We start from the raw sequence: 25,149 nt of genomic DNA, 5'->3' as shown, positions 1-25,149 counted from the left end.
ATTTCCCATGCCCTCCTCCCCCAAGCCGGAAGACCGCGAACCCCTGACGCTTGACGAGCTGGCCGCCGAGGGCGACGCTCTCGAACAGGCTCAGGCCGAACTCGAGGCGCGCCTGTCCGCGCTCGAGGCCGAGCGGGACGAGCTGAAGGATCGCCTGCTGCGCGCCCTGGCCGAGACCGAGAACCTGCGCAAGCGGGCCGAGCGCGAGCGCCGCGAGGCCGAGCAGTATGGGGGCAGTCGCCTCGCCCGCGACCTGCTGACCGTTCATGACGCACTCAAGCGCGCGATGGAGTCGGTGACCGAAGAGCAGCGCGAGGCCAATGCGGCGCTGATCGAGGGGATCGAGCTGACGCTGCGCGAGCTGCTGAACGTCTTCGGCCGTCACGGCATCACGGTGGTCAGTCCCCGGGTGGGCGACCGGTTCGACCCTGCCCTGCACGAGGCGATGTTCGAGGCCCCCCTCCCCGGAACACGGGCCGGCGACATCATCCAGGTCTCGGCGGACGGATTCCTGCTGCATGACCGCCTGCTGCGCCCGGCACAGGTCGGTGTCTCCTCGATGCCCGCATCCTGAGGAGAGGCACCCCGGAAAGGCAGCCGGGGGCTTCGCGCCCCCGAACCCCCGCGGGATATTTGGGGTCGGATGAAGGAGGGGCGCTGTTTCACGTGAAACATCCTCAGCCGTCCAGGAGCCCCTTCAGCGCATAAAGTGCCTCGAGCGCCTCGCGCGGGCTGAGCGCATCGGGATCGAGGGCCCGCAGGCGTTCCTCCAGCGCCGAGGGGACAGGCGCCTCGGGCGGGGGGGCGCTGGCAAAGAGGGGCAGCTCATCCTCGAGCGCGCGGGGTCCGCCTTCGCGTGCCCGCGCCTCAAGAGCGCGCAGCACCGCCTTCGCACGGGCCACCACGCGCGGTGGCAGTCCGGCCAGACGGGCCACCTGAACCCCCCAGCTGCGGTCGGCCGCCCCTTCGCGGACCTCGTGCAGGAAGATGAGGCGGCCTTCCCATTCGGTCGCCGCGACATGGACATTGCCCGCACCGGGCAGGCGGGCGGCCAGACCCGCCAGCTCGTGATAATGCGTCGCAAAGAGCGTGCGGCAGCCGATCACGCCTTCCAAATGTTCGAGCGTCGCCCAGGCGATCGCAAGCCCGTCCCAGGTCGCCGTGCCGCGCCCGATCTCGTCGAGCAGGACCAGCGCGCGGTCATCGGCGCCGTTGAGGATGGCGGCGGTCTCGACCATCTCGACCATGAAGGTGGACCGCCCACGCCCAATGTCGTCGGCGGCGCCGACGCGGCTGAACAGGCGGCTGACCAGGCCCATCTCGCAGGAGGCGGCGGGGACGAAGCCGCCCGCCTGTGCCAGCACCGCGATCAGCCCCTGCTGGCGCAGATAGGTGCTCTTGCCGCCCATGTTGGGCCCCGTCACGAGCAGCAGCGGCCGCTCGCTGAGGTCGCAGTCATTGGCGACGAAAGGCTGGCCCTCGCGGCGGCGATGGGCGGCCACCACGGGATGCCAGCCCCCGCAACGCAGAACCCGCGCGAGGCATCGAGGCGCGGCCGCGTCCAGCCCCCTTCAGCGGCGAGCTCCGCCCAGGCGGCGGCGACATCGATCCGCGCCACCGCCCCGGCGAGGCGGGCCAGCGCAGGGGCCGCGGCCAGCGCCTCCTCGCGCAGGGCGGCAAAGATGGCCATCTCGCGCGACAGCGCCTCCTCGGCGGCCGAGAGCATCCGCGCCTCGGTCTGCGCCAGGGCATCGGTGCCGAACCGCACCGCGCTGGCGGTCGTCTGGCGATGGCGGAAGACGGCATCATGCGGCGGCCGGGTGAGCCGGGCCGCCTGGGCAGGGGTGACCTCGACGACATAGCCCAGCGAGCCGTTGTGGCGGATCTTGAGCGAGGGGATTCCCGTGGCCTGGACGTAATCCGCCTGCATCGCTGCGATCACGGCCCGCCCGTCGTCGCGCAGGGCCCGTGCGGCATCGAGATCGGGATCGAAGCCGCCCCGCACGAAGCCCCCGTCGCGGGCCTGGAGGGGGAGATCCTCGGTCAGCGCCGCCTCGAGCCGGGCGGCCAGCGCGGCGAGATCCGGGTCCTCCAGGGCGGCCCGCGCCGCCTCGAGCCCGGCGGGCAGCCCCCCCTCGCCCAGAAGGGCGCGCAGGCGCGCCCCCGCCCGCAAAGCGGCCCGCAGCGCCCCCAGATCGCGCGGCCCGCCCCGCCCCGGCGCCAGCCGCCCGAGGGCGCGCTCGGGATCGCCGGCCCCCTTCAGCGCCTCGCGCAGGGCCTGCCGCAGGGGGGCATCCTCGAGCAGATGGGCCACCGCCTCGTGACGGCGGGCGAGGCGATCGAGCCGGCAGGACGGGGCGGCGAGGCGCGCCTCCAGCAGACGCCCCCCCGGCGGCGTCAGGGTGCGGTCGATGCAGGCCAGCAGCGATCCGGCCCGTCCGCCGCCCGATCCGCGCAGGATCTCGAGCGAGGCGCAGGTCGCCGGATCGAGAATCATCGTCTCGCCCGTCGCCTCGCGCGAGGGGGGGTCGAGACGGGGCCGCGCCTCGCGCTGGGTGAGAGCGAGATAGGAGAGGATCGCGGCCAGCGCGGCCGTCTCGGCCCGGCCGAAGGCGCCCAGCCCATCGAGCGTGGCCAGGCCGAACCAGTCGCAGACCCGCCGCGCCGCTCCGCGCAGGTCGATCGTCACCGGGGTGACGGCCGCCCCGGCCTCGCGCGCGGTGCGGCCGGCGCTGCCCTGCTCCTCCTCCTCGGCCATCAGCACCTCGCGCGGGGCCAGCCGGGCCAGCAGCGCCGGCAGCGCGTCCGGCACACAGGGGGCGGCGCGGAACTCGCCGGTGGAAATGTCGGCCCAGGCCAGCGCGCCATCGCCCCCCACCCGCACCCAGGCGGCCAGACGGTTGGCGCTGCGCGCCTCCAGCAGGCCCTCCTCGGTCAGGGTGCCGGGGGTGACAAGGCGGACGACCTCGCGCCGCAGCAACGCCCGGGAGCCGCGGCGGCGGGCCTCGGCCGGATCCTCCATCTGTTCGGCGACCGCGACGCGGAAGCCCTGCCGGATCAGGGACAGCAGATAGCCCTCGGCCCGGTCCACGGGCACCCCGCACATCGGCACATCGCGGCCCTGATGCTGACCGCGCTTCGTCAACGCGATGTCGAGCGCTGCCGCCGCCCGTTCGGCATCCTCGAAGAACAGCTCGTAGAAGTCGCCCATGCGATAGAACAGGAGCGCATCGGGATGCCGGGCCTTGAGCGCCAGATACTGCGCCATCATCGGGGTCGCACCGTCCCCGCCTGCCCCCTGCCCCTGTGTTCCGCGCCGCTGCGATCCGTCCGCCATGGCGCTCAGGCTAGCCCTCCGCCGGGTTGCCGGCCAGCCCCTGGCCGCTCGGAGTCACGACCCGTTGCAGGCCGGCCCCGTTGCAGGCCGGCCCTGGCCCGGGCATGGTGCCGCGGGCATCCGTGCGTGCAGGGGGGGCAGCCCGTGACGGTCTGGAATCTCGGCTCGATCAATATCGATCATGTCTATGCACTGCCCCGCCTGCCGCAGGCGGGCGAGACGCTGGCCGCGCGGGGCCTCACGCAGGGACTCGGGGGCAAGGGGGCCAACATGTCTGCGGCACTGGCCCGGGCCGGGGCCGATGTGCGCCATGTGGGGGCGGTGGGGGCGGACGGCCTCTGGGCCCGCGACCGGCTGGCCGCCTTCGGCGTCGATGTCGCCGAGGTGGCTGTCCTGGACGCCCCGACCGGCCATGCCATCATCTTCGTGGACGATGCGGCCGAGAACCTGATCGTCATCCATGGCGGGGCCAATCGTGCCCTGCCCTGGGCAAAGGTCGAAGGGGCGCTGGCCCGCGCCCGGCCGGGCGACCGCTTCCTGACCCAGAACGAGACCGCCTGGACACAGGAGGCCGCCCGGGCGGCACGCGAGCGAGGACTGTCCGTCGCCTATGCCGCCGCCCCGTTCGAGGCAGCGGCCGTGCGGGCCATGCTCCCCTTTGCGGATCTGCTGATCCTCAATGCGGTGGAGGCCGATCAGCTTCGCGCCGCCACGGGACGGGGTCCGGGCGCGCTCGGGGTTGCCGATGTGGTGGTCACGCTGGGGGCCGAGGGCTGTCTGTGGATCGGCGCCGACGGAGAGCGGCGCCTGCCCGCGCCGCGCGTGCAGGCGGTGGACACGACCGGGGCCGGCGACGCCTTCACCGGTTTCCTGCTGGGCGGCCTCGACCGCGGCCTGCCGATGGGGGATGCGCTGTCGCTCGCGCTGCGGGCAGCCGCCCTTCAGGTCACGCGGCCGGGCGCTGCCGACGCCACCCCCAGCCTTGCCGAAGCGGAGGCCTTCGATGCCTGACACCCCTGTGAGCACCCATCAGGCCGAGGAGGACCCCCGCAACGCGTCGATCCTCATCTGGGTGAACGGCCGCCTGCTGCCGCGGGCCGAGGCCGTCGTCTCGGTCTATGACTCGGGCTTCATGCTGGGTGATGGCGTATGGGAGGGCCTGCGCCTTCACGACGGGCGCTGGGCCTTTCTCGACGAACACCTGGACCGTCTGTTCGAGGCCGCGAAGGCGATCGATCTCGAGATCGGCCGCAGCCGCGAGGAGGTGAAGGCTGCCCTGTTCGAGACCCAGGCCGCGAACGGGATGCAGACGGATGTCCATGCGCGGCTGATGGTCACGCGCGGGGTCAAGGCCCGCCCCTTCCAGCATCCGCGCCTGTCGCGATCGGGGCCGACCATGGTCATCATCATGGAGCATTCGCGTCCCAACGCGCCGCGGCCCATCCGGCTCGCCACCGTGCCGCATCTGCGCGGCCTGCCGATGACGCAGGATCCCAAGCTCAACTCCCACAGCAAGCTCAACTGCATCCTCGCCTGCATCGCCGCCGAGAAGGCAGGCGCGGACGAGGCGCTGATGCTCGATGTCCACGGCTTCGTGAACACGACCAATGCCTGCAACTTCTTCATCGTCCGCAAGGGCGAGGTCTGGACCTCCACGGGCGACTACTGCATGCCCGGCATCACCCGCGCCAAGGTCATCGCGCTCTGCCGGCGCGAGGGCATCCCCGTCTTCCAGAAGAACTTCACCCTGGTGGAGACCTATTCGGCCGACGAAGCCTTCCTCACCGGCACCTTCGGGGGACTGACCCCGGTGGGGATGATCGACGGACGGGTGATCGGCACGGGGGCCATGGGACCGATGACGGCGCGCCTGCGCGCGCTCTATCAGGCGCTGGTGCGGGCATGAGCCGGCGGCTCTGCGTCTGGTCGGGGCCGCGCAACCTCTCGACGGCGCTGATGTATGCCTTTGCCGCGCGGGGCGATTGCGCCTGTCTGGACGAGCCCTTCTATGCCGCCTACCTCGCCGCCACGGGTCTTGATCATCCGCTGCGCGAGGCGGTGCTGGCCTCCCAGCCCACGGATCCGCAGGCCGTCGCCCGGGCCTGTGCCGCGGATGCGCCGGAGGCGCTGATCTATCAGAAGCACATGGTGCTGCATCTTCTGCCGCATTTCCCCCGCGGCTGGATGCGGGACTGCGATCACGTGCTGCTGATCCGTCATCCGGCCCGCGTCGTGGCCAGCTATGCCCGCAAGCGCGAATCCCCCACCGCTGCCGATCTGGGTTTTCTCCAGCAGGAGAGGCTGTGGCAGGAGATCGCCGATCTGACCGGCCGCCCTCCGCCGATCATTGCGGCCGAATCGGTGCGGGCCGATCCGCGCGGCGCCCTGTCGCGTCTCTGCGCGGCGCTGGACCTGCCCTTCACCGAGGCGATGCTGTCCTGGCCGGCCGGACCGAAGCCCTTCGACGGAGTCTGGGCGCCGCACTGGTATGGCGCCGTCCATCGCTCGACGGGCTTCGAACCGCCCGAGGGAGATCCCCCCCGGCTCGAGGGGGCCTATGCCCGGCTTGCGGCCGAAGGCCTGCCCCCCTGGGAGAGGCTGATGGCGCGGGCGATCTAACCGCCCAGCCCCCCGCCCAGCCCCCCGCCCAGCCGGGCCCGCCGCGCCGCGATCAGCCGCAGCCGCAGGGCATTCAGCGTGATGAAGCCCTGCGCATCGGTCTGGTCATAGGCGCCGGCATCCTCCTCGAAGGTGACATGCCGTTCGCTGTAGAGCGAATGATCCGACCAGCGCGCCACCGTGCGGACGCTGCCCTTGTAGAGCTTCAGGCGCACCGTGCCGGTGACATGTTCCTGGCTGCGGTCGATCAGGGCCTGGAGCATCTCCCTCTCCGGCGAGAACCAGAAGCCGTTGTAGATGAGCTCCGCATAGCGCGGCATCAGGCTGTCCTTGAGATGGCCCGCCCCGGCATCCAGCGTGATCTGTTCGATGCCGCGATGCGCCTCAAGCAGGATCGTGCCGCCGGGGGTCTCGTAGACGCCGCGGGACTTCATGCCGACAAAGCGGTTCTCCACCAGATCGAGGATGCCGATGCCATGGCGGCTGCCCAGCTCGTTGAGCCGCGCCAGCAGCGTGGCGGGCGAGAGGGCCTCGCCGTTCACGGCCACTGCATCGCCGCGTTCGAAGGTGATCTCGACCATCTCGGGGCTGTCGGGGGCCTGTTCAGGCGGGGTCACGCGCTGAAGCACGTAATCGGGGAACGGCTCGGCGGGGTTCTCGAGCACCTTGCCCTCCGAAGAGGTGTGCAAAAGGTTGGCGTCCACCGAGAAGGGGGCTTCGCCGCGCTTGTCCTTCGCCACGGGGATCTGATGCGCCTCGGCGAATTCCAGAAGCTTCGTGCGGCTCGTCAGGTCCCACAGCCGCCAGGGCGCGATGACCCGCAGCGAGGGGTCGAGCGCCGCCACGGACAGTTCGAAGCGGACCTGGTCATTACCCTTGCCGGTGGCGCCATGGGCCACGGCGTCCGCCCCCGTCTCCCGGGCGATCTCCACGAGGCGCCGGGCGATCAGAGGGCGGGCGATCGAGGTGCCCAGCAGATAGAGCCCCTCATAGACGGCATTGGCGCGGAACATCGGAAAGACATAGTCGCGCACGAAGGTCTCGCGCAGGTCCTCGATGCGGATGTTCTCGGGGCGGATGCCGAGCATCTGCGCCTTGGCGCGCGCAGGCTCCAGCTCCTCTCCCTGGCCCAGATCGGCGGTGAAGGTCACCACCTCGCAGCCATATTCGGTTTGCAGCCATTTGAGGATGATCGAGGTGTCGAGCCCCCCGGAATAGGCGAGGACGACCTTCTTCGGCGCGGGTCTGGCAGGCATGGACGGGCTCCCTGCGGGCATTCCCGGCCCGCCTAGCGCGGCCCGGCGCCTGCCGCAAGGCGGCGCCGGCGGACGGAACGGACCGAGAGCGGACCGGGAAGGCCGAAAAGGCCGAGAGGGCCGCGGCGGCTCGCATGCGCCGGCCCCTTGCATGCGACGGCCATCCGGGATGTGCTGGGCGCATGTCCCTGCTCGTGCTGTCGCATCCTGCCGCCTCCCGCCACCGCCCGCCGGCCGGCCATCCCGAACGGCCCGAACGGCAGGCGGCCGCCCTCGCCGCGGTGACGGGGCTGGGCCTTGCGGTGACCGAGGCGCCCGAAGCGGGGGACGCCGATCTCGCCCCCTGCCATCCGCAGGCCTGGATCGAGGCGCTGACGGCCGCCGAACCGGCGCAGGGGGCGGTGGCGCTCGATCCCGACACCTGGCTGTCCCCCGGCAGTCTGGAGGCGGCGCGGCGGGCCGCGGGGGGCGCGCTGGCCGCCGTGGACGCGGTGATGGGGGGTCGGACGCGGGCGGCTTTTGTCGCCATGCGTCCGCCGGGGCATCACGCGCTGGCCACGCAGGCCATGGGCTTCTGTCTCTTCGCCAACATCGCCCTGGCCGCAAAGGCGGCGCTCGACCGGCACGGGGCGGGGCGTGTGGCCATCGTCGATTTCGATGTCCATCACGGCAACGGGACCGAGGCGCTGGTCGAGGACGACCCGCGCATCCTGTTCTGCTCCACCCATCAGTTTCCCTTCTGGCCGGGCACGGGCGCAGCCTCGCATGAGGGGCCGCACGGCACCGTGGTCAATGTCCCCCTGCGGGCGGGCACGGACGGGGCCGGCTTCCGCGCCGCAGTGGCCGAGCGGATCCTGCCGCGCGTGGCCGCCCATCGCCCGGATCTGATCCTGATCTCGGCCGGATTCGATGCGCATCGCGACGATCCGCTGGGCGGGCTGCGGCTGGAGACATCGGATTTCGCCTGGATCACGGGCGAGCTGCGCCTCCTGGCGGATCGTCATGCCCAGGGACGGGTGGTCTCCTGCCTCGAAGGGGGGTATGACCTCGATGCCCTGCGCGAAGGGGTTCGTGCACATCTGGAGGCCCTGGCATGACCGACACGCCCGCCGACCCATCTGCCGGCAACCCCGTGGAGGCGCTCAGCTTCGAGGAGGCGCTGGCCGAGCTGGAAGCCGTGGTGACACGGCTGGAGCGCGGGGATGTCGCCCTCGATGAGTCCATCGCTCTCTACGAGAGGGGGGCCCTCCTGCGGGCGCATTGCCAGAAGAAGCTCGCCGATGCCGAGGAGCGGGTCTCGCGCATCACGCTCCGGGACGGACAGCCCGTGGGCCTGCAACCCCTCGAGGACAGGTAGACGGCGGTGGGGGGCGATCTCGCCGGGCGCATGGCGCAGGCCTCGGCGCGGGTGCAGGCCCGTCTGCTGCTGGCGATCGGGGGGGCAGAAGGCCCGCTGGCCGAGGCGATGGCCTGGGCGGTCGAGGGGGGCAAGGGGCTGCGCGCCTTCCTCGTTCTCGAATCGGCGCGCCTCCACGGCCTGCCGGAGGAGACGGCGCTTCCCGTCGCCGCCGCCATCGAGGCCCTGCATGCCTATTCGCTGGTCCATGACGATCTGCCCTGCATGGATGACGACGATCTGCGCCGGGGCCGGCCCACGGTGCATCGCCGCTGGGACGAGGCGACGGCCGTCCTGGCCGGGGATGCGCTTCAGGCGCTCGCCTTCGAACTGGTGCTGTCGGCGGATCTGTCGTCCCGGGCACGGGTGGATCTGGGCCTGTCGCTGGCCCGCGCGGCCGGGGCGACGGGGATGGTCGGCGGGCAGGCTGCGGATCTGGCCGCCGAGACGGCGCCACACCCCCTGACCCTGGCCGAGATCGAGCGCCTTCAGGCCCGCAAGACCGGCGCGCTGCTCGAATGGTCGGCCGCGGCGGGGGCGCGCATGGCGGGGGGCGATGTCCGCCCCTTCCTGGCCTATGGCCGGGCGCTGGGCGCGGCCTTCCAGATCGCCGATGATCTGCTCGATGCCGAAGGCGACGCCGCCGAGACCGGCAAGGCCACCGGCAAGGACGCGGCACGCGGCAAGGCCACCTTCGTCGCGCTGCTGGGTCTTGAGGCGGCGCGCCGGCGCGCCATCTTGCTTGCCGAAGAGGCCGTGGCCGCCCTCGATGCCTTCGGTCCCGAAGCCGATCCCCTGCGCGAGGCCGCCCGCTTCGCCGCCAGCCGCCGCAAGTAGAGGCGCAAGCCGATGACGACACCCCCCCCGACCCCGCTGCTCGACCGCATCCGCCAGCCAGCCGACCTGCGCCGCCTGCCGGATGTCGATCTGAAGCAGCTCGCGGAGGAGCTGCGGGCCGAGACGATCTCGGCCGTCTCGGTCACGGGGGGGCAGTCTGGGGGCGGGCCTGGGCGTGGTGGAGCTGACCGTCGCGCTCCATGCCGTGTTCGACACGCCGCGCGACCGGCTGATCTGGGATGTCGGACATCAGGCCTATCCCCACAAGATCCTCACCGGGCGACGCGACCGCATCCGCACCCTGCGCCAGAAGGGGGGGCTGTCCGGCTTCACCAAGCGCAGCGAGAGCGTCTACGATCCCTTCGGCGCGGCCCATTCCTCGACCTCTGTCTCGGCGGCGCTGGGCTATGCGGCGGCACGCGATCTGGGGGGAGAGCCGGCCGACGGCCATGGCATCGGCGACTGCATCGCGGTGATCGGCGATGGCGCCATCAGCGCCGGCCAGGCCTATGAGGCGCTCAACAATGCCGGTCACTGGGGCGGACGGCTCTTCGTGATCCTCAACGACAACGAGATGTCGATCGCCCCCCCGGTGGGGGCGATGTCGGCCTATCTCTCGCGCCTCTATGCGGGGGCGCCCTTCCAGGACCTGAAGGCCGCCGCCAAGGCCGCGGCCCATCTTCTGCCCCCTCCCCTGCGCGAAGGGGCCCGGCGGGCCAAGGACGCGCTCAAGCATCTTGCCATCGGGCATGGCACGCTCTTCGACGAGCTGGGCTTTTCCTATGTCGGCCCGATCGACGGGCATGACATGGACAGTCTCCTGGCCGTGTTGCGCACGGTGCGGGCGCGCGCCGACGGGCCGGTGCTGATCCATGTCCTGACGAAGAAGGGCAAGGGCTATGCCCCCGCCGAACGCGCCCGCGACAAGGGCCATGGGGTGAACCGCTTCGATGTGGTGACAGGGGAGCAGGTCAAGGCGCCCTCCAATGCGCCGTCCTACACGGCGGTCTTCGCCGAGGCGCTGATCCGCGCCGCCGCGCGGGACCCCCGCATCGTCGCTGTCACCGCGGCCATGCCCGACGGGACGGGCCTGTCGAAATTCGCCGAACGCTTTCCGGGGCGCTGCTTCGATGTCGGCATTGCCGAACAGCATGCCGTGACCTTCTGCGCCGCCATGGCCGCGGGGGGGCTGCGCCCCTTCTGCGCGATCTATTCGACCTTCCTGCAGCGCGGCTATGACCAGGTCGTGCATGACGTGGCCATCCAGGGCCTGCCGGTGCGCTTTGCCATCGACCGGGCCGGTCTGGTGGGGGCGGACGGGGCGACGCATGCCGGCGCCTTCGACGTGGCCTATCTGTCGAATCTGCCGGGCTTCACGGTCATGGCCGCCGCGGACGAGGCCGAGCTGGCGCGGATGGTCGCCACGGCCGCCGCCCATGATGCCGGCCCCATCGCCTTCCGCTTTCCGCGCGGCGAAGGCGTCGGGGTCGAGATCGACTGGGACGCCCCCCCGCTCGAGATCGGGCGGGGCCGCGTGGTGCGCGAGGGGTCGGGCGTCGCCCTTTTGTCCTACGGCACCCGGCTCGGGGCGGCGCTGCAGGCCGCCGAGGCGCTGGCCGCGCGCGGCATCCGGCCCACGGTCGCCGATGCCCGCTTTGCCAAGCCGCTCGACCGCGATCTGATCCTGCATCTGGCCGCCACGCACGAGGCCCTGCTGACGATCGAGGAAGGGGCGGTGGGGGGCTTCGGCTCGCATGTTGCGCATCTTCTGGCCGAAGAGGGGGTCTTCGATGGCGGCCTGAAGTTCCGCAGCCTCACTCTCCCCGACCGCTTCCAGGAGCAGGCCAGCCCGGCCGAGATGCATGCCGAGGCAGGGCTTGACGCGGCCGGCATCGAGGCCCGGGTGCTGACGCTTCTGGGGGTGACGGCGATCAGCCGCCGGGCCTGAGGGGGTGCCGAGAACGCCCTCGGGGGGCGGCCCTAGGACTCTTCTGTTCCCTGGCGCGTCTCCATCCGCCGCTCGATGGCACGCAGCCGCTCGATCACCTCCTCGCGCCAGCGGTCCTCGGCGGCGGCGCTCTCCTCGCTCGCGGCCTCCTGCATGGCGTTGACGACGAGACCCACGAGCAGGTTGAGCACCGCGAAGGTCGTCACCAGGATGAAGGGCAGGAAGAAGGCCCAGGCGAAGGGATGCACCTCCATCACCGGGCGCACGATGCCCATCGACCAGCTCTCCAGCGTCATGATCTGGAACAGCGTATAGGCCGAGGCGCCGATCGAGCCGAACCATTCGGGATGGGTCGCGGCAAAGAGCTTGGTCGCCATCACGCTGCCGACATAGAAGATCAGCAGGATCAGCAGGAAGACCGACCCCATCCCCGGCAGAGCGCGCACGAATCCGTCCACCACGCGCCGCAGCGAGGGCGCGATCGAGATCAGCCGCAGCACCCGCAACACGCGCAGCGCGCGCAACACCGACAGCCCCTGTCCCGCCGGCGCCAGCGACACCCCGACCACGAAGGCATCGAACAGGTTCCAGCCCGACCGGAAGAAGCGCCCGCCAAAGGCGCAGAGCTTGACCGCGAGTTCGGCCACGAAGATGGCCAGGCAGATCCGGTCGAGCGCCAGGATCAGAGGCCCGGCCGCGGCCATGACGCGCGGCGAGGTCTCCAGCCCCAGAAGCCCTGCGTTGAACAGGATCACGGCCATGATGGCCCGGCGAACGGGGGGGCTTTCGATCCACCGGGCCAGACGGGCACGCAGGCCGGGGACCGGGCTGACAGCGGCGGGATCGGACGTCATGGGGTCTGCTCGGGTCGTCTCTTCCGTTCAGGGCTGCAGGGGCAGGCGCTGTTCCGCCGAAACGGCTTGCTCCTGCGTCTTGCGGGTCATCCACAGCGACCAGGCCACCCCGGCCCCGAGGATGGCGAAGGTGATGCCCAGCGACCAGCCCGCCGGGAACTTCTCCCAGCCCATGAGATCGGCCACGAAGATCTTGGAGCCGATGAAGATCAGCAGGATGGACAGGGCGTATTTGAGATAGTGGAAGCGGTGGATGATCGCCGCCAGCGCGAAGTAGAGCGCCCGCAGCCCGAGGATGGCGAAGATGTTCGAGGTGTAGACGATGTAGGGATCGGTGGTGATGGCGAACACTGCCGGAACCGAATCGACCGCGAAGATCACATCGGCGATCTCGATCAGCACCAGCGCCAGGAAGAGCGGCGTGGCAAAGAGCACCAGCCGCCCCGAGGCGTCGGGGCGCTTCACGAAGAAGGCATGGCCCTCCATCTCCTCGGTGACGCGCAGCCGCCGCTTGAGCAGCCGCAGGACCGGGTTCTGCGCGACATCCATCTCCTCGTCGCCGGCGAACATCATCTTGATGCCGGTGAAGATGAGGAACACCGCAAAGAGATAGAGCACCCAGTGATACTGCGCGACGAGCGTGGCCCCGAGGCCGATCATGATCCCGCGCAGCACGATGACCCCCAGGATCCCCCAGAACAGCACCCGGTGCTGGTATTTCCGCGGGATGGCGAAATAGCTGAAGATCAGCGCGATGACGAAGACATTGTCCATGGCCAGCGTCTTCTCGACGACGAAGGCCGTGAGATAGAGCTTGGCCGGCTCTGCCCCCACCTGCCACCAGACGAAGCCCGCGAAGGCCACGCCCAGCAGGATGTACATCGCCGACATGCGCAGGCTCTGGGCGACACCGATCTCGCGGTCCTCGCGGTGGAGGAGGCCGAGATCGAGCACCAGCAGCGTAAGCACGAGCGCAAGGAAGAGCAGCCACATCCAGACGGGCTTGCCCAGCCACAGCGCGAGAAGGAATTCCATGCGAGGCCTCTTTGGCGTCAGGGGAACGCCCGCCGCACGGCCGCGAGGCAACGCCCCGGACCGGGCATCGAGCGCACTCGTTGCGGTCCGACATGGCGGCACGCGCTGTGCGCACCGTCAGAGGGGCCCGGTCCCGCACGGCCCGATATGGCTCTTCCTGCGCGGGCTTCAACCCTGTCCGTGAGCGGTCGGCGGGCTTTTTCCGTCCCCGCCCGGCGCCGCCGTGGCCTCGGCGCCACGCTCGGCGGCCAGAAGCGCGGCCAACCCCTCGCGATAACCCGGATAAAGCAGCCTCACCCCCAGCTCCGCCTTCATCCGCGCATTCGAGACCCTCTTCGATTCGGCATAGAAGCTGCGCGCCATGGGGGTCATGGCAGCGGTCTCGAAATCCTCCTCTGGCGGCGGGGGCAGCCCCAGCAGATGGGCGGCATGGGCGATCACCGCTTCGGGCGGGGCGGGGTCGTCATCGCAGAGATTGTAGATCGCCCCCGGCCGCGGCCGGGCGATCGAGGCCTCGAGCGCCTGGGCGATGTCCTCCACATGGATGCGCGAGAAGACCTGCCCCGGCTTGACGATGCGCCGGGCGGTGCCGCGGCGGACCTTCTCGAAGGGACCGCGGCCCGGCCCGTAGATGCCCGCCAGACGGAAGATGTGGAGCGGCAGGCCGGGGATCGCGGCCCAGGCGGCCTCGGCCGCGACGCGCGCGCGCCCCCGGGCGGTGGCGGGGCGCAGCTCGCTCTCCTCGTCCACCCAGCCGCCGCCGCGGTCGCCATAGACCCCGGTGGTGGAGAGATAGCCCGCCCAGGCCAGATGCGGCGCGGCCTGCGCGACGGCCTCTCCTTCGGCGCGCAGCACCGGATCACCCTCCTCGTCCGGGGCGATGGAGGTCAGCAGATGCGTGGCCTGTGCCAGCAGCGGCCCCAGCGGCGTGCCCGGCCAGGGCACGGCCTCCGCCCCGGCCGCGCGGATCCGCGCCAGGCTCTCCGCGCTGCGCCCGGTGCCGATCACGCGCCAGCCCCGCGCCAGAAGCCGCCGCCCCAGCGCCGCGGCCGAATAGCCATGCCCGAGCGAGAGAAGGACCGGCGCCGTCATGACGATGCCTGCCTGATCAGATCGCGTGTCAGCGGATCGCCCTGTCCGTCCCAGAAGGCCTCGAGCAGGGCGCGGAACTCGGGCGGGGCGTCCGGCAGGGCGGCAAAGAGCGTCGCCGAGGAGCGCAGCTTCATCGCATCCACCGCGCCCAGGATCGCCTCGGGCGGACGGCCGGCATGGGCCAGCATGGCGCGCGCAGCCTCCACAAGGCGCGGCCCCAGCAGCGGATGGGCCAGATACTCCCGTGCCTCCTCCAGCCCCGTCAGGCCGAAGGCCTTCGCGGTGGGCGAGCGGCCGAGCGCCGCGAGCTGGGGAAAGATCCACCACATCCAGTGGCTTGTCTTCTGCCCGGCGCGCAATTCTCCAAGCGCGGTCTCCCAGCTCTTCTCCTGTGCGGCGACGAAGCGGTCCAGCCCCTCCATCCGCTCCTGCGGTCGCTGTTCCATCCCGCCCCCTTCTTCCGTCGGCGGCCGGCCGGCCGGCCCTCTCCGTGCCCTCCATCCTGCCGTCCTGCGCCGGCAGGGGGAAGGGCGTCTGACCTTGCCGCCGGTGCATCGTCCCCCCGGGATCCGGTGGCGAAGCGCGCCGGCGTTAACGTTTCCTTAACCATCGCCTGGCAGACTGCCCCCATGCCACGGGAACTTGCCGAACCGCTTCCTCTCTTTCCTGCCCCAGAACCGGCGGGGGATGAGGCCGTCCCTGTCCCGCTGCCGGCGGGGGGGCGGCTGCCTTCCTACATTGCCGGCCATCGCGCCCGCCTGCGCGCGCGGTTCCGGGACGGCGGGGCAGAGGCGATGCCGGATTACGAGCTGCTGGAACTGCTGCTGTTCCGCGTCATGGAACGGCAGGATGTCAAGCCTGTCGCGCGGGCCCTGCTTGATGCCTTCGGCGATCTCGCCTCGGTGCTGGCGGCCCCGATTCCCCGCCTTGTCGAGGTTCCCGGCGTCGGCCCCGCCATCGCGCTCGAGCTGAAGATCACCGAGGCGGTGGCCCATCGCATGGCGCGCGCGCGTGTCATGGGGCGGGTCGTGGTCTCCTCCTGGGCGCAGCTTCTCGAATATTGCCGCACCGTCATGGCCCATCGCGACCGCGAACAGGTTCGCGTCCTCTATCTGGACCGCAAGAACCGTCTCATCGCCGACGAGGAACAGGGCGAAGGCACGGTGGACCATGTTCCGCTCTACCCGCGCGAGGTTCTCCGCCGGGCGCTGGAGCTCGGGGCATCGGCCCTGATCCTCGTGCACAACCATCCTTCGGGCGACCCGACCCCGTCAGAGGCGGACATCGCCATGACCCGCCAGATCGAGACAGGGGCCGAGGCGCTGGGCCTTTCGCTGCATGATCACCTGGTGATCGGCCGCGGACGGGAGATCAGCTTCCGCGCCGAAGGCCTGCTGTAAGGCGCGGGGGGGGGAGCGTTTCACGTGAAACATCACCGCGCGGCGATCGTCAGCCCCTGAAGCATGTCCGACAGCACGAGCCATTCGCCCTCCATCTCGCAGCCCGGCACGGGCAGGGACAGATCGCGCGTCAGAGGAGCCGGAACGCCGGGCGAGATCTGGATCGTCCGCGCCTCGATCACGCGGCCACAGGTCGTCGCGGCCACCGGCGTCTCGATGCTGAGGGCCACCGCGCCGGACCGCGCCGCCATCCCCGTGGGGAAGGTATAGACCTCGGCCATCCGCGCACCGGGAATGCGCGAATCGCCCAGCGAGAGCATCATGCCCCCCTCGCCGCGCAGAGCCGCCTCGACATCGCCAGGCGCCCCGGCCCAGACATGACCGGGGCTGCCATAGTCGGCCCCGAACTCGCGCGCATGGAGCTCGGCCCCCCGCTCGCCCTGCCACATCAGGACCGCACGGTCGATCCGGGCCGCTTCGGGCACGGTCACGGCCGCGGCGGCGGACTGCCCCCCTGCCTCGGCCCGGATGGCCGCCTGCACCGCCAGGGCCGGCAGGATCGTCTCGGCCCGCCCCTCGGCATCGAGCAGCACCGAGACGTCCAGCCCCTCATGATGCAGCACGGCGGCCCCACCGGCGGCACAGGGCGCCTCGATCGTCACCGCGACAAGGGCGAGCGGCTCGACCTCCAGCCCGAGCGACAGATCGCACGCCCCGCCCACGGGGGACGCGCCTCGGGCATCACGAAGGCCACGGGGCGACATCGGTCAGCCGGGCGACCAGCGACGCCCCACCCCCGGCAGGCCCCCCCGGCCCGCCCGGCAGGATGCGGGCGGCCGGCATGACAAGGGCGGCGGGGGTCGCCCCGTCGGCCGGCATCGCGCCGCCCCGGACGACAGGGGCGGCAGCCTCGGCGGCCGGGACGGCAGGACGCAACCCGACCACGGCCAGCGCAGCCGTCACCGGCACGGGCATGGCGTCCCCGGCCCATCCGGCCAGCCGCGCACGACTCTCCCAGAGCAGGCCACCGGCCAGCGTGACGGCGAAGGCCCCCAGCGCCGCCACGGCGTGACGGATCGGGGGAATCGGACGGGATGGCGATCGGGACATCGGGCAGCCTCCTGACCATCGGGGTCTGAAGGCCATCCTCCTCCGGATTTGCGGCCCTGCCGAGGCGGGCCGGCGGCGGCGGCATGAACTCTTGGGGGCGAGGCCGGCCTGCCCTGCCCCGCTCCTGCCGTCTCCGGGAGCGGCGGACGCGCCTCAGTAGGCGCCGTGACAGTGCTTGAACTTCCGGCCCGATCCGCAGGGACAGGGATCGTTGCGCCCCGGATTCCCCCAGGTCGAGGGGTCATCCTCGCGGAACCCCTCGCGCGGGGTTCCCGGCGTGGCTGCGGGCTGTTCCACACCGACCGTGACCTGGAGGGGCGCCGCCACCCGTGCCGGCGTGCCGGTCCTCTCGCCCGCGGGCGCAGGCGGCATGGCCCCGGCGGGCATCGCCGCGCCCCCCTGCATGCCCCCCTGCGCGCGCCGCTGGGCCAGGAGCTGCTGGAGCAGCGCCTGGCTCTCCTCCGCGGTCATGGGACGGATCTGGGCGAGCTTCTGCGTCACCTCCTCGCGCAGGCCATCGAGCAGCCTCTCGAAGAGCTGGAAGGCCTCGGTCTTGTATTCGTTGAGCGGATCGCGCTGGGCATAGCCGCGGAATCCCACGACCGACCGCAGATGCTCGAGGCGCAACAGATGTTCGCGCCATTTGCCGTCGATGGTCTGCAGAAGGAGCTGCTTCTCGATCGAGCGCATCGCCTCGGGACCGAAGGCCGTCTCCTTCTCGGCCATGAGGGCGTCCGCGGCCTCTTCGAGCCGCTCGCGCAGACGGTCCTGATCTACGCCTTCCTCGGCGGCCCAGGCGGCCACGGGGGCGCGCTCGGCATCAAGGCCCAGGGTCGTGCGCACCGCCTGCGCCAGCCCCTCGACATCCCATTGTTCGGGATAGCTGCGGGGCGGCATGAAGCGGTCCACGAGGTCGGCCACGACCTGATGGCGCATGTCGGCGACGATGTCGGTGACATCCTGCGCCTCCATGATCTCGCGCCGCTGGGCGAAGATCACCTTGCGCTGGTCGTTCATGACATCGTCGAACTTCAGCAGCTGCTTGCGGATGTCGAAGTTGCGGGCCTCGACCTTGGCCTGCGCGCGTTCGAGCGACTTGTTGACCCAGGGGTGGACGATCGCCTCCCCCTCCTTCATGCCGAGCGTGGAGAGGACCTTGTCCAGCCGCTCAGACCCGAAGATGCGCATGAGATCGTCCTCGAGCGACAGGAAGAAGGCCGAGCGGCCCGGATCTCCCTGCCGGCCCGAGCGGCCGCGCAGCTGGTTGTCGATGCGGCGGCTTTCGTGGCGTTCGGTGGCCAGGACGAAGAGCCCCCCCGCCTCGATCACGCGCTGGCGGTCGGCCGCATGTTCGGCCTCGATGCGGGCGCGCACCTCGTCGGGATGGGCCTGCGGGTCGGCGGACAGCGCCTCGAGGACGCGCATCTCCACATTGCCGCCGAGCTGGATGTCGGTGCCCCGTCCGGCCATGTTGGTGGCGATGGTCACGGCGCCGGGCTGGCCGGCCTCGGCCACGATCTGCGCCTCGCGCGCATGTTCGCGGGCATTGAGGACATTGTGCGGGATGCCCTCCTTGCGCAGCAGCGCCGAGAGCATCTCGGACTTCTCGATCGAGGTGGTTCCCACCAGGATCGGCTGGCCGCGGGCATGCGCGTCGCGGATGGCGGCGACGATGGCCTGATATTTCTCGCGCGCGGTGCGATAGACCTGATCGTTCTCGTCGATGCGGGCGACGGGGCGGTTGGTGGGAATCTCGACGACGCCGAGGCCGTAGATCTCGCGGAATTCGTCGGCCTCGGTCAGGGCGGTGCCGGTCATCCCGGCCAGCTTCTCATAGAGGCGGAAATAGTTCTGGAAGGTGATCGAGGCGAGGGTGACGTTCTCCGGCTGGATGGCCACGCCCTCCTTGGCCTCGATGGCCTGGTGAAGGCCGTCCGACAGTCGCCGACCGATCATCATCCGCCCGGTGAACTCGTCGATGAGGACCACCTGCCCGTCGCGGACGATGTATTCCTTGTCCCTGTGGAACAGCTTGTGGGCCCGCAGCGCCTGGTTGACGTGGTGGACGAGCGTGGTCGATTCGGGATCGTAGAGCGACTGCCCCTCGGGCAGCAGGCCGGCCTGACGCAACGCCGCCTCGAGCGCGTCATTGCCCTCGTCGGTGAAGGTGACGTTGCGGGTCTTCTCGTCCACCTCGTAGCCCGACTCGGGCAGCGAGGGGATCAGGGCATCCACCGCCCGGTAGAGATGGGACCGATCCTGCGAGGGCCCCGAGATGATGAGCGGGGTGCGCGCCTCGTCGATGAGAATCGAGTCCACCTCGTCCACGATGGCATAGTGATGCCCGCGCTGGACCATCTGGGCGAGGTCCGAGCGCATGTTGTCGCGCAGATAGTCGAAGCCCAGCTCGTTGTTGGTGGCATAGGTGATGTCGGCCTGATAGGCGGCCCGCTTCTCGGCCTCGGGCTGATGGGGGACAACGACGCCGGTGGTCAGTCCCAGCGCGCCATAGACCTTGCCCATCCATTCGGCATCGCGCCGGGCGAGATAATCGTTGACGGTGACGATATGCACACCCTTGCCCGCCAGCGCATTGAGCGTGGCCGGGAAGGTGGCGACCAGCGTCTTGCCCTCGCCGGTCTTCATCTCGGCGATGTTGCCCTGATGGAGGAAGATGCCGCCGAGGAGCTGAACATCAAAGGCCCGCAGGCCGAGCGCGCGGCGCCCGGCCTCGCGCACGAGGGCGAAGCATTCGGGCAGCAGCGCATCGAGCGGCTCGCCGGCCCGGGCGCGTTCGCGAAGGCGGGCCGTTTCGTCCTTCAGGCCCTGCTCGCTCAGGGCCTTCGCCCAGTCCTCCCTGGCATTGATGGCGGCGACAAGGGGGCGCGCAGCCTTGATCTTGCGGTCATTCGGGGTGCCGAAGACCTTGCGCGCCAGCGTTCCGAGACCCATGCTTCGCGTCCTTAACCCGTGGTGGCGGCCGGCCCCGCCCGCGCATTTCCCGTGGCTGCTCCCGAGAAGGTTCCTTGTGGCCCGGGCGCGCGCGGCCTAAAGGGGGGGCCGCATGCCGCCCTCCGGCCGATCGCGGAGATAAGGGGGGGCGGACCGGCTGTCAACGCGGAGGCCCCCGGTCCATCCGGCCCCGCCTCATCAAGGCTTCGTTTTCATGGCCCGACGGTTCCTTCCCACGACTGCCTCGCTGATCGCACTGGCGCTTGCCCTGCCCCTGACCGCCCAGGAGGCCCCCCAGGAGGCCCCGGAGGCTGCGGAGACCCCCGCGCCCGAGTCCCCCGCGGCCGAGTCGCCCGCGGCCGAGTCGCCCGCGGCCGAGTCGCCTGCCGCGGACGCCGCCGCCGAAGCGCCGGCCCCCACGCGCGACAGCGTCGTGGCGACGGTCAACGGCACGGCGATCACCCTGGGCGAGGTGCTGGTCGCCGCTTCGCGTCTGCCGGCACAGTATCAGATGCTGCCGCCCGACATCCTCTTCCCCGGCCTCGTCGATCAGCTCGTCCAGCAGGAGCTGCTGGCCCAGACCGTACCGGAACTGACCCCGCGCGCCGCCCTCGCCCTTGCGGTGGAACGGCGCAGCCTGCTCGCCGGCGAGGCGATCGACAGCCTCATGAGCGCCCCCCTCTCCGAAGAGGCCGTTCAGGCGGCCTATGATGCGCAATACGGCTCGCAGGAACCCGGCGTGGAATGGCACGCCCGGCACATCCTCGTGGCCACCGAGGAGGAGGCCCAGGCCGTTCTCGACCGCCTCGAGGCCGGCGAGGATTTCGCCGCCGTGGCGCAGGAGGTCTCGACCGACACCGGATCGGGCGCGCAGGGCGGCGATCTGGGCTGGTTCGGCCCCGGCATGATGGTCCCCGAATTCGAACAGGGCGTGGCCGCGCTCGAACCGGGAGAGCTGTCCGACCCCGTGCAGTCCCAGTTCGGCTGGCATGTCATCCGGCTCGAGGAGACGCGCCCCAAGCCCGTCCCCACCCTCGAGGAGGTGCGCGAGGAGATCGAGGCGCAACTCCGCCGCGAGGCGGTCGAGGCGCGCATCGCCGAACTGACCGCAGCCGGCACGGTCGAACGCGCCCCCGAGGGCAGCTTCGATCCGGCGACGGCCCTGAATCCCGACCTGCTCGACGACTGATGGCCGGGACCGTCTCGCCGCTTGCCCCGGCACGCTTTCCGGATCTCCCGCCCGTGCGGGGGGTCCGCTTCGCCGCCGCCGAGGCCGGGGTGCGCTACAAGGGGCGCACCGATGTCATGCTCGCCGTCATGGAGGAGGCCACGGTGGCGGGCACCTTCACCCGTTCGGCCACCCGATCGGCCCCCGTGCGCGATTGCGAGGCCAAGCTGCCCCTCGCCGAAGGCGGCCCTGCCGCCTTCCTTGTCAATTCGGGCAATTCCAATGCTTTCACCGGACGGCGGGGAGAGGCGGCCGTGGCCGGCCTCTGCGCCGCCGCATCCGGCCTTCTCGGGATACCGGGCGGACGGATCTTCACCGCCTCGACCGGCGTGATCGGCGAACCCCTCCCCTGGGAGAGGATCGCCGCCGTCCCGCCGACGCTCCGGGATCGCCTCGGACCGGATATCGAGGGGGCAGCCCGCGCCATCATGACCACCGACACCTTCCCCAAGGGAGCGGGGGCCGTGGTCGATCTCCCCGGCGGGACGGTGCACATCGCCGGAATCGCCAAGGGGTCGGGCATGATCGCGCCGGACATGGCCACCATGCTCGTCTATGTCTGGACCGATGCCCGCATCGCCCGCGCGCCCCTGCAGACGCTGGTTTCGGCGGCCTGCGCGCGGACCTTCAACCGCATCACCGTGGATGGCGACACCTCGACATCCGACACGCTGCTCGTGGCGGCCACGGGCGCTTCGGGCGTGGATGCCGCCGGGGAACCGGCCTTCGCCGCCGCGCTCGAGGCGGTCTTCCGCGATCTGGCGCTGCAGGTCGTGCGCGACGGGGAAGGCGCCAGCAAGCTCATCGAGGTGCAGGTGACCGGGGCCGCCTCCGAGGCGGATGCGGCACGCGTGGCCTTTGCCATCGCCAATTCGCCGCTCGTCAAGACGGCCTGTGCAGGCGAGGACGCGAATTGGGGCCGCATCGTCATGGCGGTGGGCAAGTCCGGCGCCCGGGCCGACCGCGACCGCCTTGCCATCCGCTTCGGCGATCTCTGGGTCGCGCGCGATGGCGAACGGGTTCCCGACTATTCCGAAGCGGCCGCCTCGGCCTACATGAAACGGCAGGAGCTGGTGCTCGGCGTCGATCTCGGTCTCGGCGAGGGGCAGGCAACCGTGTGGACCTGCGATCTCACCCATGGCTACATCGCCATCAATGCCGACTACCGGAGCTGAACCGGCCGCGGCGGATCCGGGGCGGGCGCATCCGCCCCGGCTCGTCCTGGTTGCGGCCGTGGCGCTGATCGACCGCGACGGCCGCGTGCTGCTGGCCCGCCGTCCCGAAGGCAAGGCCATGGCCGGGCTGTGGGAGTTCCCCGGCGGCAAGGTCGAGCCCGGCGAGACGCCCGAAGCGGCCCTGATCCGCGAACTGCGCGAGGAGCTCGGCATCGACACGCAGGAAAGCTGTCTGGCCCCCCTGACCTTCGCCAGCCATGCCTATCCCGATTTCCACCTGCTCATGCCGTTGTTTGCCTGTCGGCGCTGGCAGGGCGTGCTGCAACCGCGCGAAGGACAGGACCTGGCCTGGGTGAGGCCGGGGGATCTGGCCCGCTATCCCATGCCCCCGGCGGACCGGCCCCTGCTGCCCGTCCTGCGCGACTGGCTCTGATACCAAGGGCGGACCCGGATCCGCCACAATCCCGTCACATTTCTGTTCATTGTTGCCTCGATTCGTGGCAGTCTCGCCCCCGGCAGTCTTTCCGGGGTGAATCCGATGTTCCGCACCATCCAGATCGGCAGCTGCAGCTTCGTCCAGGGCCTCTATGTCCGGGATGCCGAAGCGGGGCGTATCGTCATCCGCGTGGACGGACGCCTCTACGAAGGCTGGCCCGTCGAACGGGCGCTGATTCGCGCCGCGTAAACCCTTTTTTCGGGCTTTCGGTCTGATTGGCGGGGGCTTTCCAGCCAAGCCTCCGGTTTGCCATGATGTTATGATGCCGCAGCGCAGCGCAACACCAGCGCGCGTTGCGTTTACGCGTTGTTAACTCCTGTCCGGGATCCTGGTCCCATCGCCAGACAGGAGACCCGAATGCCCGCGCCACCCCGTCCGAACCCCCTCCGGCCATGCGAAAGGCCCCCGCAGGGGGGGCCTTTGTCATGGCGGGCGATGGGGCGCGCGATGGCCGGCCGCGGTTACAGCCGGCGCTCGACCGTCTCGCGCTCGAAGATCTCGATGACGTCGCCCTGGCGGATATCGTCGTAATTGTCGAAGGCCATGCCGCATTCCTGACCGGACTGGACCTCCTGCACCGGATCCTTGAAGCGCTGGAGCGTCTTGAGCGTGCCTTCGTGGACGACGACATTGTCCCGCAGCAGACGAACCCCGGCAGATTTGCGCGCCACCCCCTCGGTGACGAGGCAGCCGGCCACCTTGCCGACATTCGACACCTTGAAGACCTCGAGGATCTTCGCATAGCCGATGAACTTCTCGCGCACCTCGTCCTTGAGCAGGCCCGAGGCGGCCGCCTTGATGTCGTCGATCAGGTCGTAGATGATCGAGTAGTAGCGGATCTCCACGCCCTTCTGGTTGGCGGCGGCGCGGGCCGGGGCATTGGCGCGGACATTGAAGCCGATCACCGGTGCCTTGGAGGCTTCGGCCAGGCCCACATCGGATTCGGTGATCGCACCCACGCCGGAATGGAGGACGCGCACACGCACCTCCTCGTTGCCGACCTTCTCGAGCGCCTGCACGATCGCCTCGGCCGAGCCCTGCACATCCGCCTTGACCACCACCGGCAGTTCGGCGACGGCCTTGTCGGCCTTGGCGCGGGCCATGAGCTGCTCGAGCGTCGCCGTCGCACCGGCCGCGGCCCGCTTCTCGCGGGCGAGATTCTCGCGATAGGCGGCAATCTCGCGCGCCTGGGCTTCGGTCTCCACGACATGGAGCACATCGCCCGCCTCGGGCGTGCCGTTGAGGCCCAGCACCTCGACAGGGACCGAGGGACCGGCTTCGGTCACGGTCTCGCCGCGGTCGCTGATCAGGGCACGCACCTTGCCCCATTTCTCGCCCACGACAAAGACATCGCCCTTGCGCAGCGTGCCGTTCTGGACCAGCACGGTGGCCACCGGCCCGCGCCCGACATCGAGCTTGGCCTCGATCACGGCGCCCATCGCGGCCCGCGCGGGATTGGCCTTGAGCTCGAGAATCTCGGCCTGCAGGGCAATCGCCTCGAGCAGGTCGTCAAGCCCCTGTCCGGTCTTGGCCGAGACCTCCACATCCTGGACATCGCCCGAGAGCTTCTCGACCACGACCTCGTGCTGGAGAAGTTCGGTGCGCACGCGCTGCGGATCGGCATCGGGCTTGTCGATCTTGTTGATGGCGACGATCAGCGGCACGCCGGCAGCCTTGGCGTGATTGATGGCCTCCACGGTCTGGGGCATGACCGAATCATCGGCGGCGACCACCAGCACGACGATATCCGTCACCTGCGCGCCGCGGGCGCGCATCGCGGTGAAGGCGGCATGGCCCGGCGTATCGAGGAAGGTCAGCACCGCCCCCGATTCGGTGGTCACCTGATAGGCGCCGATATGCTGGGTGATGCCCCCGGCCTCGCCCTCGGCCACATTGGTCTTGCGGATCGCATCGAGCAGCGAGGTCTTGCCGTGGTCCACATGGCCCATGATGGTGACGATGGGCGGACGCGGGCGCAGATCCTCGGGCCGGTCGGGCACCGTGTCGATGGCATGTTCCACATCCGCGTCCGAGACGCGGACGACGCGATGGCCGAATTCGGTGACGATCAGCTCGGCGGTGTCGGCATCGATGGTCTGGTTCTGGGTCGCCATGACGCCCATGCGCATCAGCGCCTTGATGACGTCGGCGACACGCTCGGCCATGCGGTTGGCCAGTTCGCCCACGGTGATCGCCTCGGGGATCTGGACATCCCGCACGACCTTCTCCCGCTCGCCGGACTGGGCCATGCCCTTCTGGCGGGCGCGCTCCTGCTTGCGGCGGATCGCGGCCAGGCTGCGCTGACGGCCTTCGGCATCGAGGACCTGCGACAGGCTGAGCTTGCCGCCCCGGCGCTCCTCGAGCTCGCGGACAGGCTTGACCTTCTTGTCGGCGTCGCGACCACCCGACTTCTC

Annotated in this window: 21 protein-coding genes and 2 pseudogenes; 13 read left to right on the top strand and 10 right to left on the bottom strand. The window is 70.7% G+C overall.

Going from position 1 to position 25,149, the window contains the following annotated elements; genetic code table 11:
- Positions 1-7 precede the first annotated feature (7 nt).
- Entirely contained in the window at positions 8-574 is a 567-nt protein-coding gene (locus tag RUTHE_RS10710) for a nucleotide exchange factor GrpE (RefSeq protein ID WP_021098432.1), read from the top strand.
- Between the two features lie 103 nt (positions 575-677).
- On the opposite strand, the pseudogene mutS reads toward RUTHE_RS10710, so the two are convergent.
- Positions 678-3,337: pseudogene (gene mutS, locus RUTHE_RS10705) on the bottom strand (DNA mismatch repair protein MutS).
- Between the two features lie 144 nt (positions 3,338-3,481).
- Between mutS and RUTHE_RS10700 the strand changes: the two are divergent.
- Genes RUTHE_RS10700 through RUTHE_RS10690 form a run of 3 tightly spaced genes read left to right on the top strand, consistent with a single transcriptional unit; the run spans position 3,482 to position 5,956 of the window.
- The gene (locus tag RUTHE_RS10700; RefSeq protein WP_021098429.1) at positions 3,482-4,348 is read left to right on the top strand and encodes a ribokinase; all 867 of its coding nucleotides are present in this window, start codon (positions 3,482-3,484) and stop codon (positions 4,346-4,348) included.
- Positions 4,341-5,243, top strand: coding sequence for a D-amino acid aminotransferase (locus RUTHE_RS10695; RefSeq protein ID WP_021098428.1), 903 nt, complete (start codon positions 4,341-4,343; stop codon positions 5,241-5,243). The genes RUTHE_RS10700 and RUTHE_RS10695 overlap by 8 nt, the downstream gene beginning before the upstream one ends.
- Positions 5,240-5,956: a sulfotransferase-like domain-containing protein gene (locus tag RUTHE_RS10690; protein WP_021098427.1), complete on the top strand. Its 717-nt coding sequence runs from the start codon at positions 5,240-5,242 to the stop codon at positions 5,954-5,956. Before RUTHE_RS10695 ends, RUTHE_RS10690 begins: the two co-directional genes overlap by 4 nt.
- On the opposite strand, the gene RUTHE_RS10685 is transcribed toward RUTHE_RS10690, so the two are convergent.
- Positions 5,953-7,212, bottom strand: a complete 1,260-nt coding sequence (locus tag RUTHE_RS10685; RefSeq protein ID WP_021098426.1) for an argininosuccinate synthase — start codon at positions 7,210-7,212, stop codon at positions 5,953-5,955. The two genes, RUTHE_RS10690 and RUTHE_RS10685, sit on opposite strands and share 4 nt — an antisense overlap.
- A 182-nt stretch (positions 7,213-7,394) precedes the next feature.
- Here RUTHE_RS10685 and RUTHE_RS10680 point away from each other — a divergent pair, with 182 nt between their 5' ends.
- From RUTHE_RS10680 to dxs, 4 genes and pseudogenes are all read left to right on the top strand, one after another.
- The gene (locus RUTHE_RS10680) at positions 7,395-8,309 is read left to right on the top strand and encodes a histone deacetylase family protein (protein WP_021098425.1); all 915 of its coding nucleotides are present in this window, start codon (positions 7,395-7,397) and stop codon (positions 8,307-8,309) included.
- Positions 8,306-8,569: an exodeoxyribonuclease VII small subunit gene (locus RUTHE_RS10675; RefSeq protein ID WP_021098424.1), complete on the top strand. Its 264-nt coding sequence runs from the start codon at positions 8,306-8,308 to the stop codon at positions 8,567-8,569. The genes RUTHE_RS10680 and RUTHE_RS10675 overlap by 4 nt, the downstream gene beginning before the upstream one ends.
- A gap of 6 nt (positions 8,570-8,575) precedes the next feature.
- Positions 8,576-9,445, top strand: coding sequence for a polyprenyl synthetase family protein (locus RUTHE_RS10670; RefSeq protein ID WP_021098423.1), 870 nt, complete (start codon positions 8,576-8,578; stop codon positions 9,443-9,445).
- 12 nt (positions 9,446-9,457) lie between these two features.
- Positions 9,458-11,393, top strand: a pseudogene (gene dxs, locus RUTHE_RS10665) (1-deoxy-D-xylulose-5-phosphate synthase).
- A gap of 32 nt (positions 11,394-11,425) precedes the next feature.
- On the opposite strand, the gene RUTHE_RS10660 reads toward dxs, so the two are convergent.
- From RUTHE_RS10660 to RUTHE_RS10640, 4 genes are all read right to left on the bottom strand, one after another.
- The gene (locus RUTHE_RS10660) at positions 11,426-12,247 is read right to left on the bottom strand and encodes an ion transporter (protein ID WP_021098421.1); all 822 of its coding nucleotides are present in this window, start codon (positions 12,245-12,247) and stop codon (positions 11,426-11,428) included.
- A gap of 27 nt (positions 12,248-12,274) precedes the next feature.
- A complete protein-coding gene (locus tag RUTHE_RS10655) occupies positions 12,275-13,282 on the bottom strand; it encodes a TerC family protein (protein ID WP_021098420.1) in 1,008 nt (335 codons plus the stop codon).
- Between the two features lie 168 nt (positions 13,283-13,450).
- Complete coding sequence (locus tag RUTHE_RS10645; RefSeq protein ID WP_021098419.1) at positions 13,451-14,374, bottom strand: SDR family oxidoreductase; 924 nt, start codon at positions 14,372-14,374, stop codon at positions 13,451-13,453.
- A complete protein-coding gene (locus tag RUTHE_RS10640; RefSeq protein ID WP_021098418.1) occupies positions 14,371-14,820 on the bottom strand; it encodes a DUF1810 domain-containing protein in 450 nt (149 codons plus the stop codon). The genes RUTHE_RS10645 and RUTHE_RS10640 overlap by 4 nt, the downstream gene beginning before the upstream one ends.
- Positions 14,821-15,003: 183 nt before the next feature.
- On the opposite strand from RUTHE_RS10640, the gene radC reads away from it, so the two are divergent.
- Positions 15,004-15,774 carry a RadC family protein gene (radC, locus tag RUTHE_RS10635; RefSeq protein ID WP_021098417.1) on the top strand — a complete coding sequence of 257 codons (771 nt, stop codon included), beginning with the start codon at positions 15,004-15,006 and terminating at the stop codon, positions 15,772-15,774.
- A 32-nt stretch (positions 15,775-15,806) separates the two neighbouring features.
- Here radC and RUTHE_RS10630 read toward each other — a convergent pair whose 3' ends face one another.
- The 3 genes from RUTHE_RS10630 to secA all read right to left on the bottom strand — a co-directional run bounded on the left by RUTHE_RS10630 (position 15,807) and on the right by secA (position 19,836).
- On the bottom strand, positions 15,807-16,496 hold the full coding sequence (locus tag RUTHE_RS10630; RefSeq protein WP_021098416.1) for a hypothetical protein: 690 nt from the start codon (positions 16,494-16,496) through the stop codon (positions 15,807-15,809).
- Positions 16,497-16,515: 19 nt separating this feature from the next.
- Positions 16,516-16,884 carry a hypothetical protein gene (locus RUTHE_RS10625; RefSeq protein ID WP_021098415.1) on the bottom strand — a complete coding sequence of 123 codons (369 nt, stop codon included), beginning with the start codon at positions 16,882-16,884 and terminating at the stop codon, positions 16,516-16,518.
- Between the two features lie 153 nt (positions 16,885-17,037).
- The gene (secA, locus tag RUTHE_RS10620; protein ID WP_021098414.1) at positions 17,038-19,836 is read right to left on the bottom strand and encodes a preprotein translocase subunit SecA; all 2,799 of its coding nucleotides are present in this window, start codon (positions 19,834-19,836) and stop codon (positions 17,038-17,040) included.
- 214 nt (positions 19,837-20,050) lie between these two features.
- Here secA and RUTHE_RS10615 point away from each other — a divergent pair, with 214 nt between their 5' ends.
- The 4 genes from RUTHE_RS10615 to RUTHE_RS16815 all read left to right on the top strand — a co-directional run bounded on the left by RUTHE_RS10615 (position 20,051) and on the right by RUTHE_RS16815 (position 22,924).
- The gene (locus RUTHE_RS10615; RefSeq protein ID WP_021098413.1) at positions 20,051-21,025 is read left to right on the top strand and encodes a peptidylprolyl isomerase; all 975 of its coding nucleotides are present in this window, start codon (positions 20,051-20,053) and stop codon (positions 21,023-21,025) included.
- Complete coding sequence (gene argJ, locus RUTHE_RS10610) at positions 21,025-22,239, top strand: bifunctional glutamate N-acetyltransferase/amino-acid acetyltransferase ArgJ (protein WP_021098412.1); 1,215 nt, start codon at positions 21,025-21,027, stop codon at positions 22,237-22,239. The genes RUTHE_RS10615 and argJ overlap by 1 nt, the downstream gene beginning before the upstream one ends.
- Positions 22,220-22,672: an 8-oxo-dGTP diphosphatase MutT gene (mutT, locus tag RUTHE_RS10605; RefSeq protein WP_021098411.1), complete on the top strand. Its 453-nt coding sequence runs from the start codon at positions 22,220-22,222 to the stop codon at positions 22,670-22,672. The genes argJ and mutT overlap by 20 nt, the downstream gene beginning before the upstream one ends.
- A gap of 105 nt (positions 22,673-22,777) precedes the next feature.
- Positions 22,778-22,924: a hypothetical protein gene (locus RUTHE_RS16815; protein ID WP_021098410.1), complete on the top strand. Its 147-nt coding sequence runs from the start codon at positions 22,778-22,780 to the stop codon at positions 22,922-22,924.
- Positions 22,925-23,196: 272 nt separating this feature from the next.
- Here RUTHE_RS16815 and infB read toward each other — a convergent pair.
- Positions 23,197-25,149, bottom strand: a 1,953-nt coding sequence (gene infB / locus RUTHE_RS10600; protein WP_021098409.1) for a translation initiation factor IF-2, incomplete at its 5' end; no start/stop codon positions are given.

This window comes from Rubellimicrobium thermophilum DSM 16684, from assembly GCF_000442315.1.
GTDB lineage: Bacteria > Pseudomonadota > Alphaproteobacteria > Rhodobacterales > Rhodobacteraceae > Rubellimicrobium > Rubellimicrobium thermophilum.
This window is presented reverse-complemented; position numbering and strand designations above follow the sequence as displayed.

Bases quoted from the DNA above. Each gene is read 5' to 3' on its own strand.
- RUTHE_RS10640 (WP_021098418.1), bottom strand. From the start codon at position 14,820: ATGGAACAGCGACCGCAGGAGCGGATGGAGGGGCTGGACCGCTTCGTC.
- RUTHE_RS10615 (WP_021098413.1), top strand. From the start codon at position 20,051: ATGGCCCGACGGTTCCTTCCCACGACTGCCTCGCTGATCGCACTGGCG.
- RUTHE_RS16815 (WP_021098410.1), top strand. From the start codon at position 22,778: ATGTTCCGCACCATCCAGATCGGCAGCTGCAGCTTCGTCCAGGGCCTC.
- RUTHE_RS10625 (WP_021098415.1), bottom strand. From the start codon at position 16,884: ATGTCCCGATCGCCATCCCGTCCGATTCCCCCGATCCGTCACGCCGTG.
- RUTHE_RS10675 (WP_021098424.1), top strand. From the start codon at position 8,306: ATGACCGACACGCCCGCCGACCCATCTGCCGGCAACCCCGTGGAGGCG.
- RUTHE_RS10685 (WP_021098426.1), bottom strand. From the start codon at position 7,212: ATGCCTGCCAGACCCGCGCCGAAGAAGGTCGTCCTCGCCTATTCCGGG.
- RUTHE_RS10660 (WP_021098421.1), bottom strand. From the start codon at position 12,247: ATGACGTCCGATCCCGCCGCTGTCAGCCCGGTCCCCGGCCTGCGTGCC.
- argJ (WP_021098412.1), top strand. From the start codon at position 21,025: ATGGCCGGGACCGTCTCGCCGCTTGCCCCGGCACGCTTTCCGGATCTC.
- RUTHE_RS10710 (WP_021098432.1), top strand. From the start codon at position 8: ATGCCCTCCTCCCCCAAGCCGGAAGACCGCGAACCCCTGACGCTTGAC.
- RUTHE_RS10655 (WP_021098420.1), bottom strand. From the start codon at position 13,282: ATGGAATTCCTTCTCGCGCTGTGGCTGGGCAAGCCCGTCTGGATGTGG.
- RUTHE_RS10695 (WP_021098428.1), top strand. From the start codon at position 4,341: ATGCCTGACACCCCTGTGAGCACCCATCAGGCCGAGGAGGACCCCCGC.
- secA (WP_021098414.1), bottom strand. From the start codon at position 19,836: ATGGGTCTCGGAACGCTGGCGCGCAAGGTCTTCGGCACCCCGAATGAC.
- RUTHE_RS10645 (WP_021098419.1), bottom strand. From the start codon at position 14,374: ATGACGGCGCCGGTCCTTCTCTCGCTCGGGCATGGCTATTCGGCCGCG.
- RUTHE_RS10690 (WP_021098427.1), top strand. From the start codon at position 5,240: ATGAGCCGGCGGCTCTGCGTCTGGTCGGGGCCGCGCAACCTCTCGACG.
- RUTHE_RS10680 (WP_021098425.1), top strand. From the start codon at position 7,395: ATGTCCCTGCTCGTGCTGTCGCATCCTGCCGCCTCCCGCCACCGCCCG.
- radC (WP_021098417.1), top strand. From the start codon at position 15,004: ATGCCACGGGAACTTGCCGAACCGCTTCCTCTCTTTCCTGCCCCAGAA.
- mutT (WP_021098411.1), top strand. From the start codon at position 22,220: ATGCCGACTACCGGAGCTGAACCGGCCGCGGCGGATCCGGGGCGGGCG.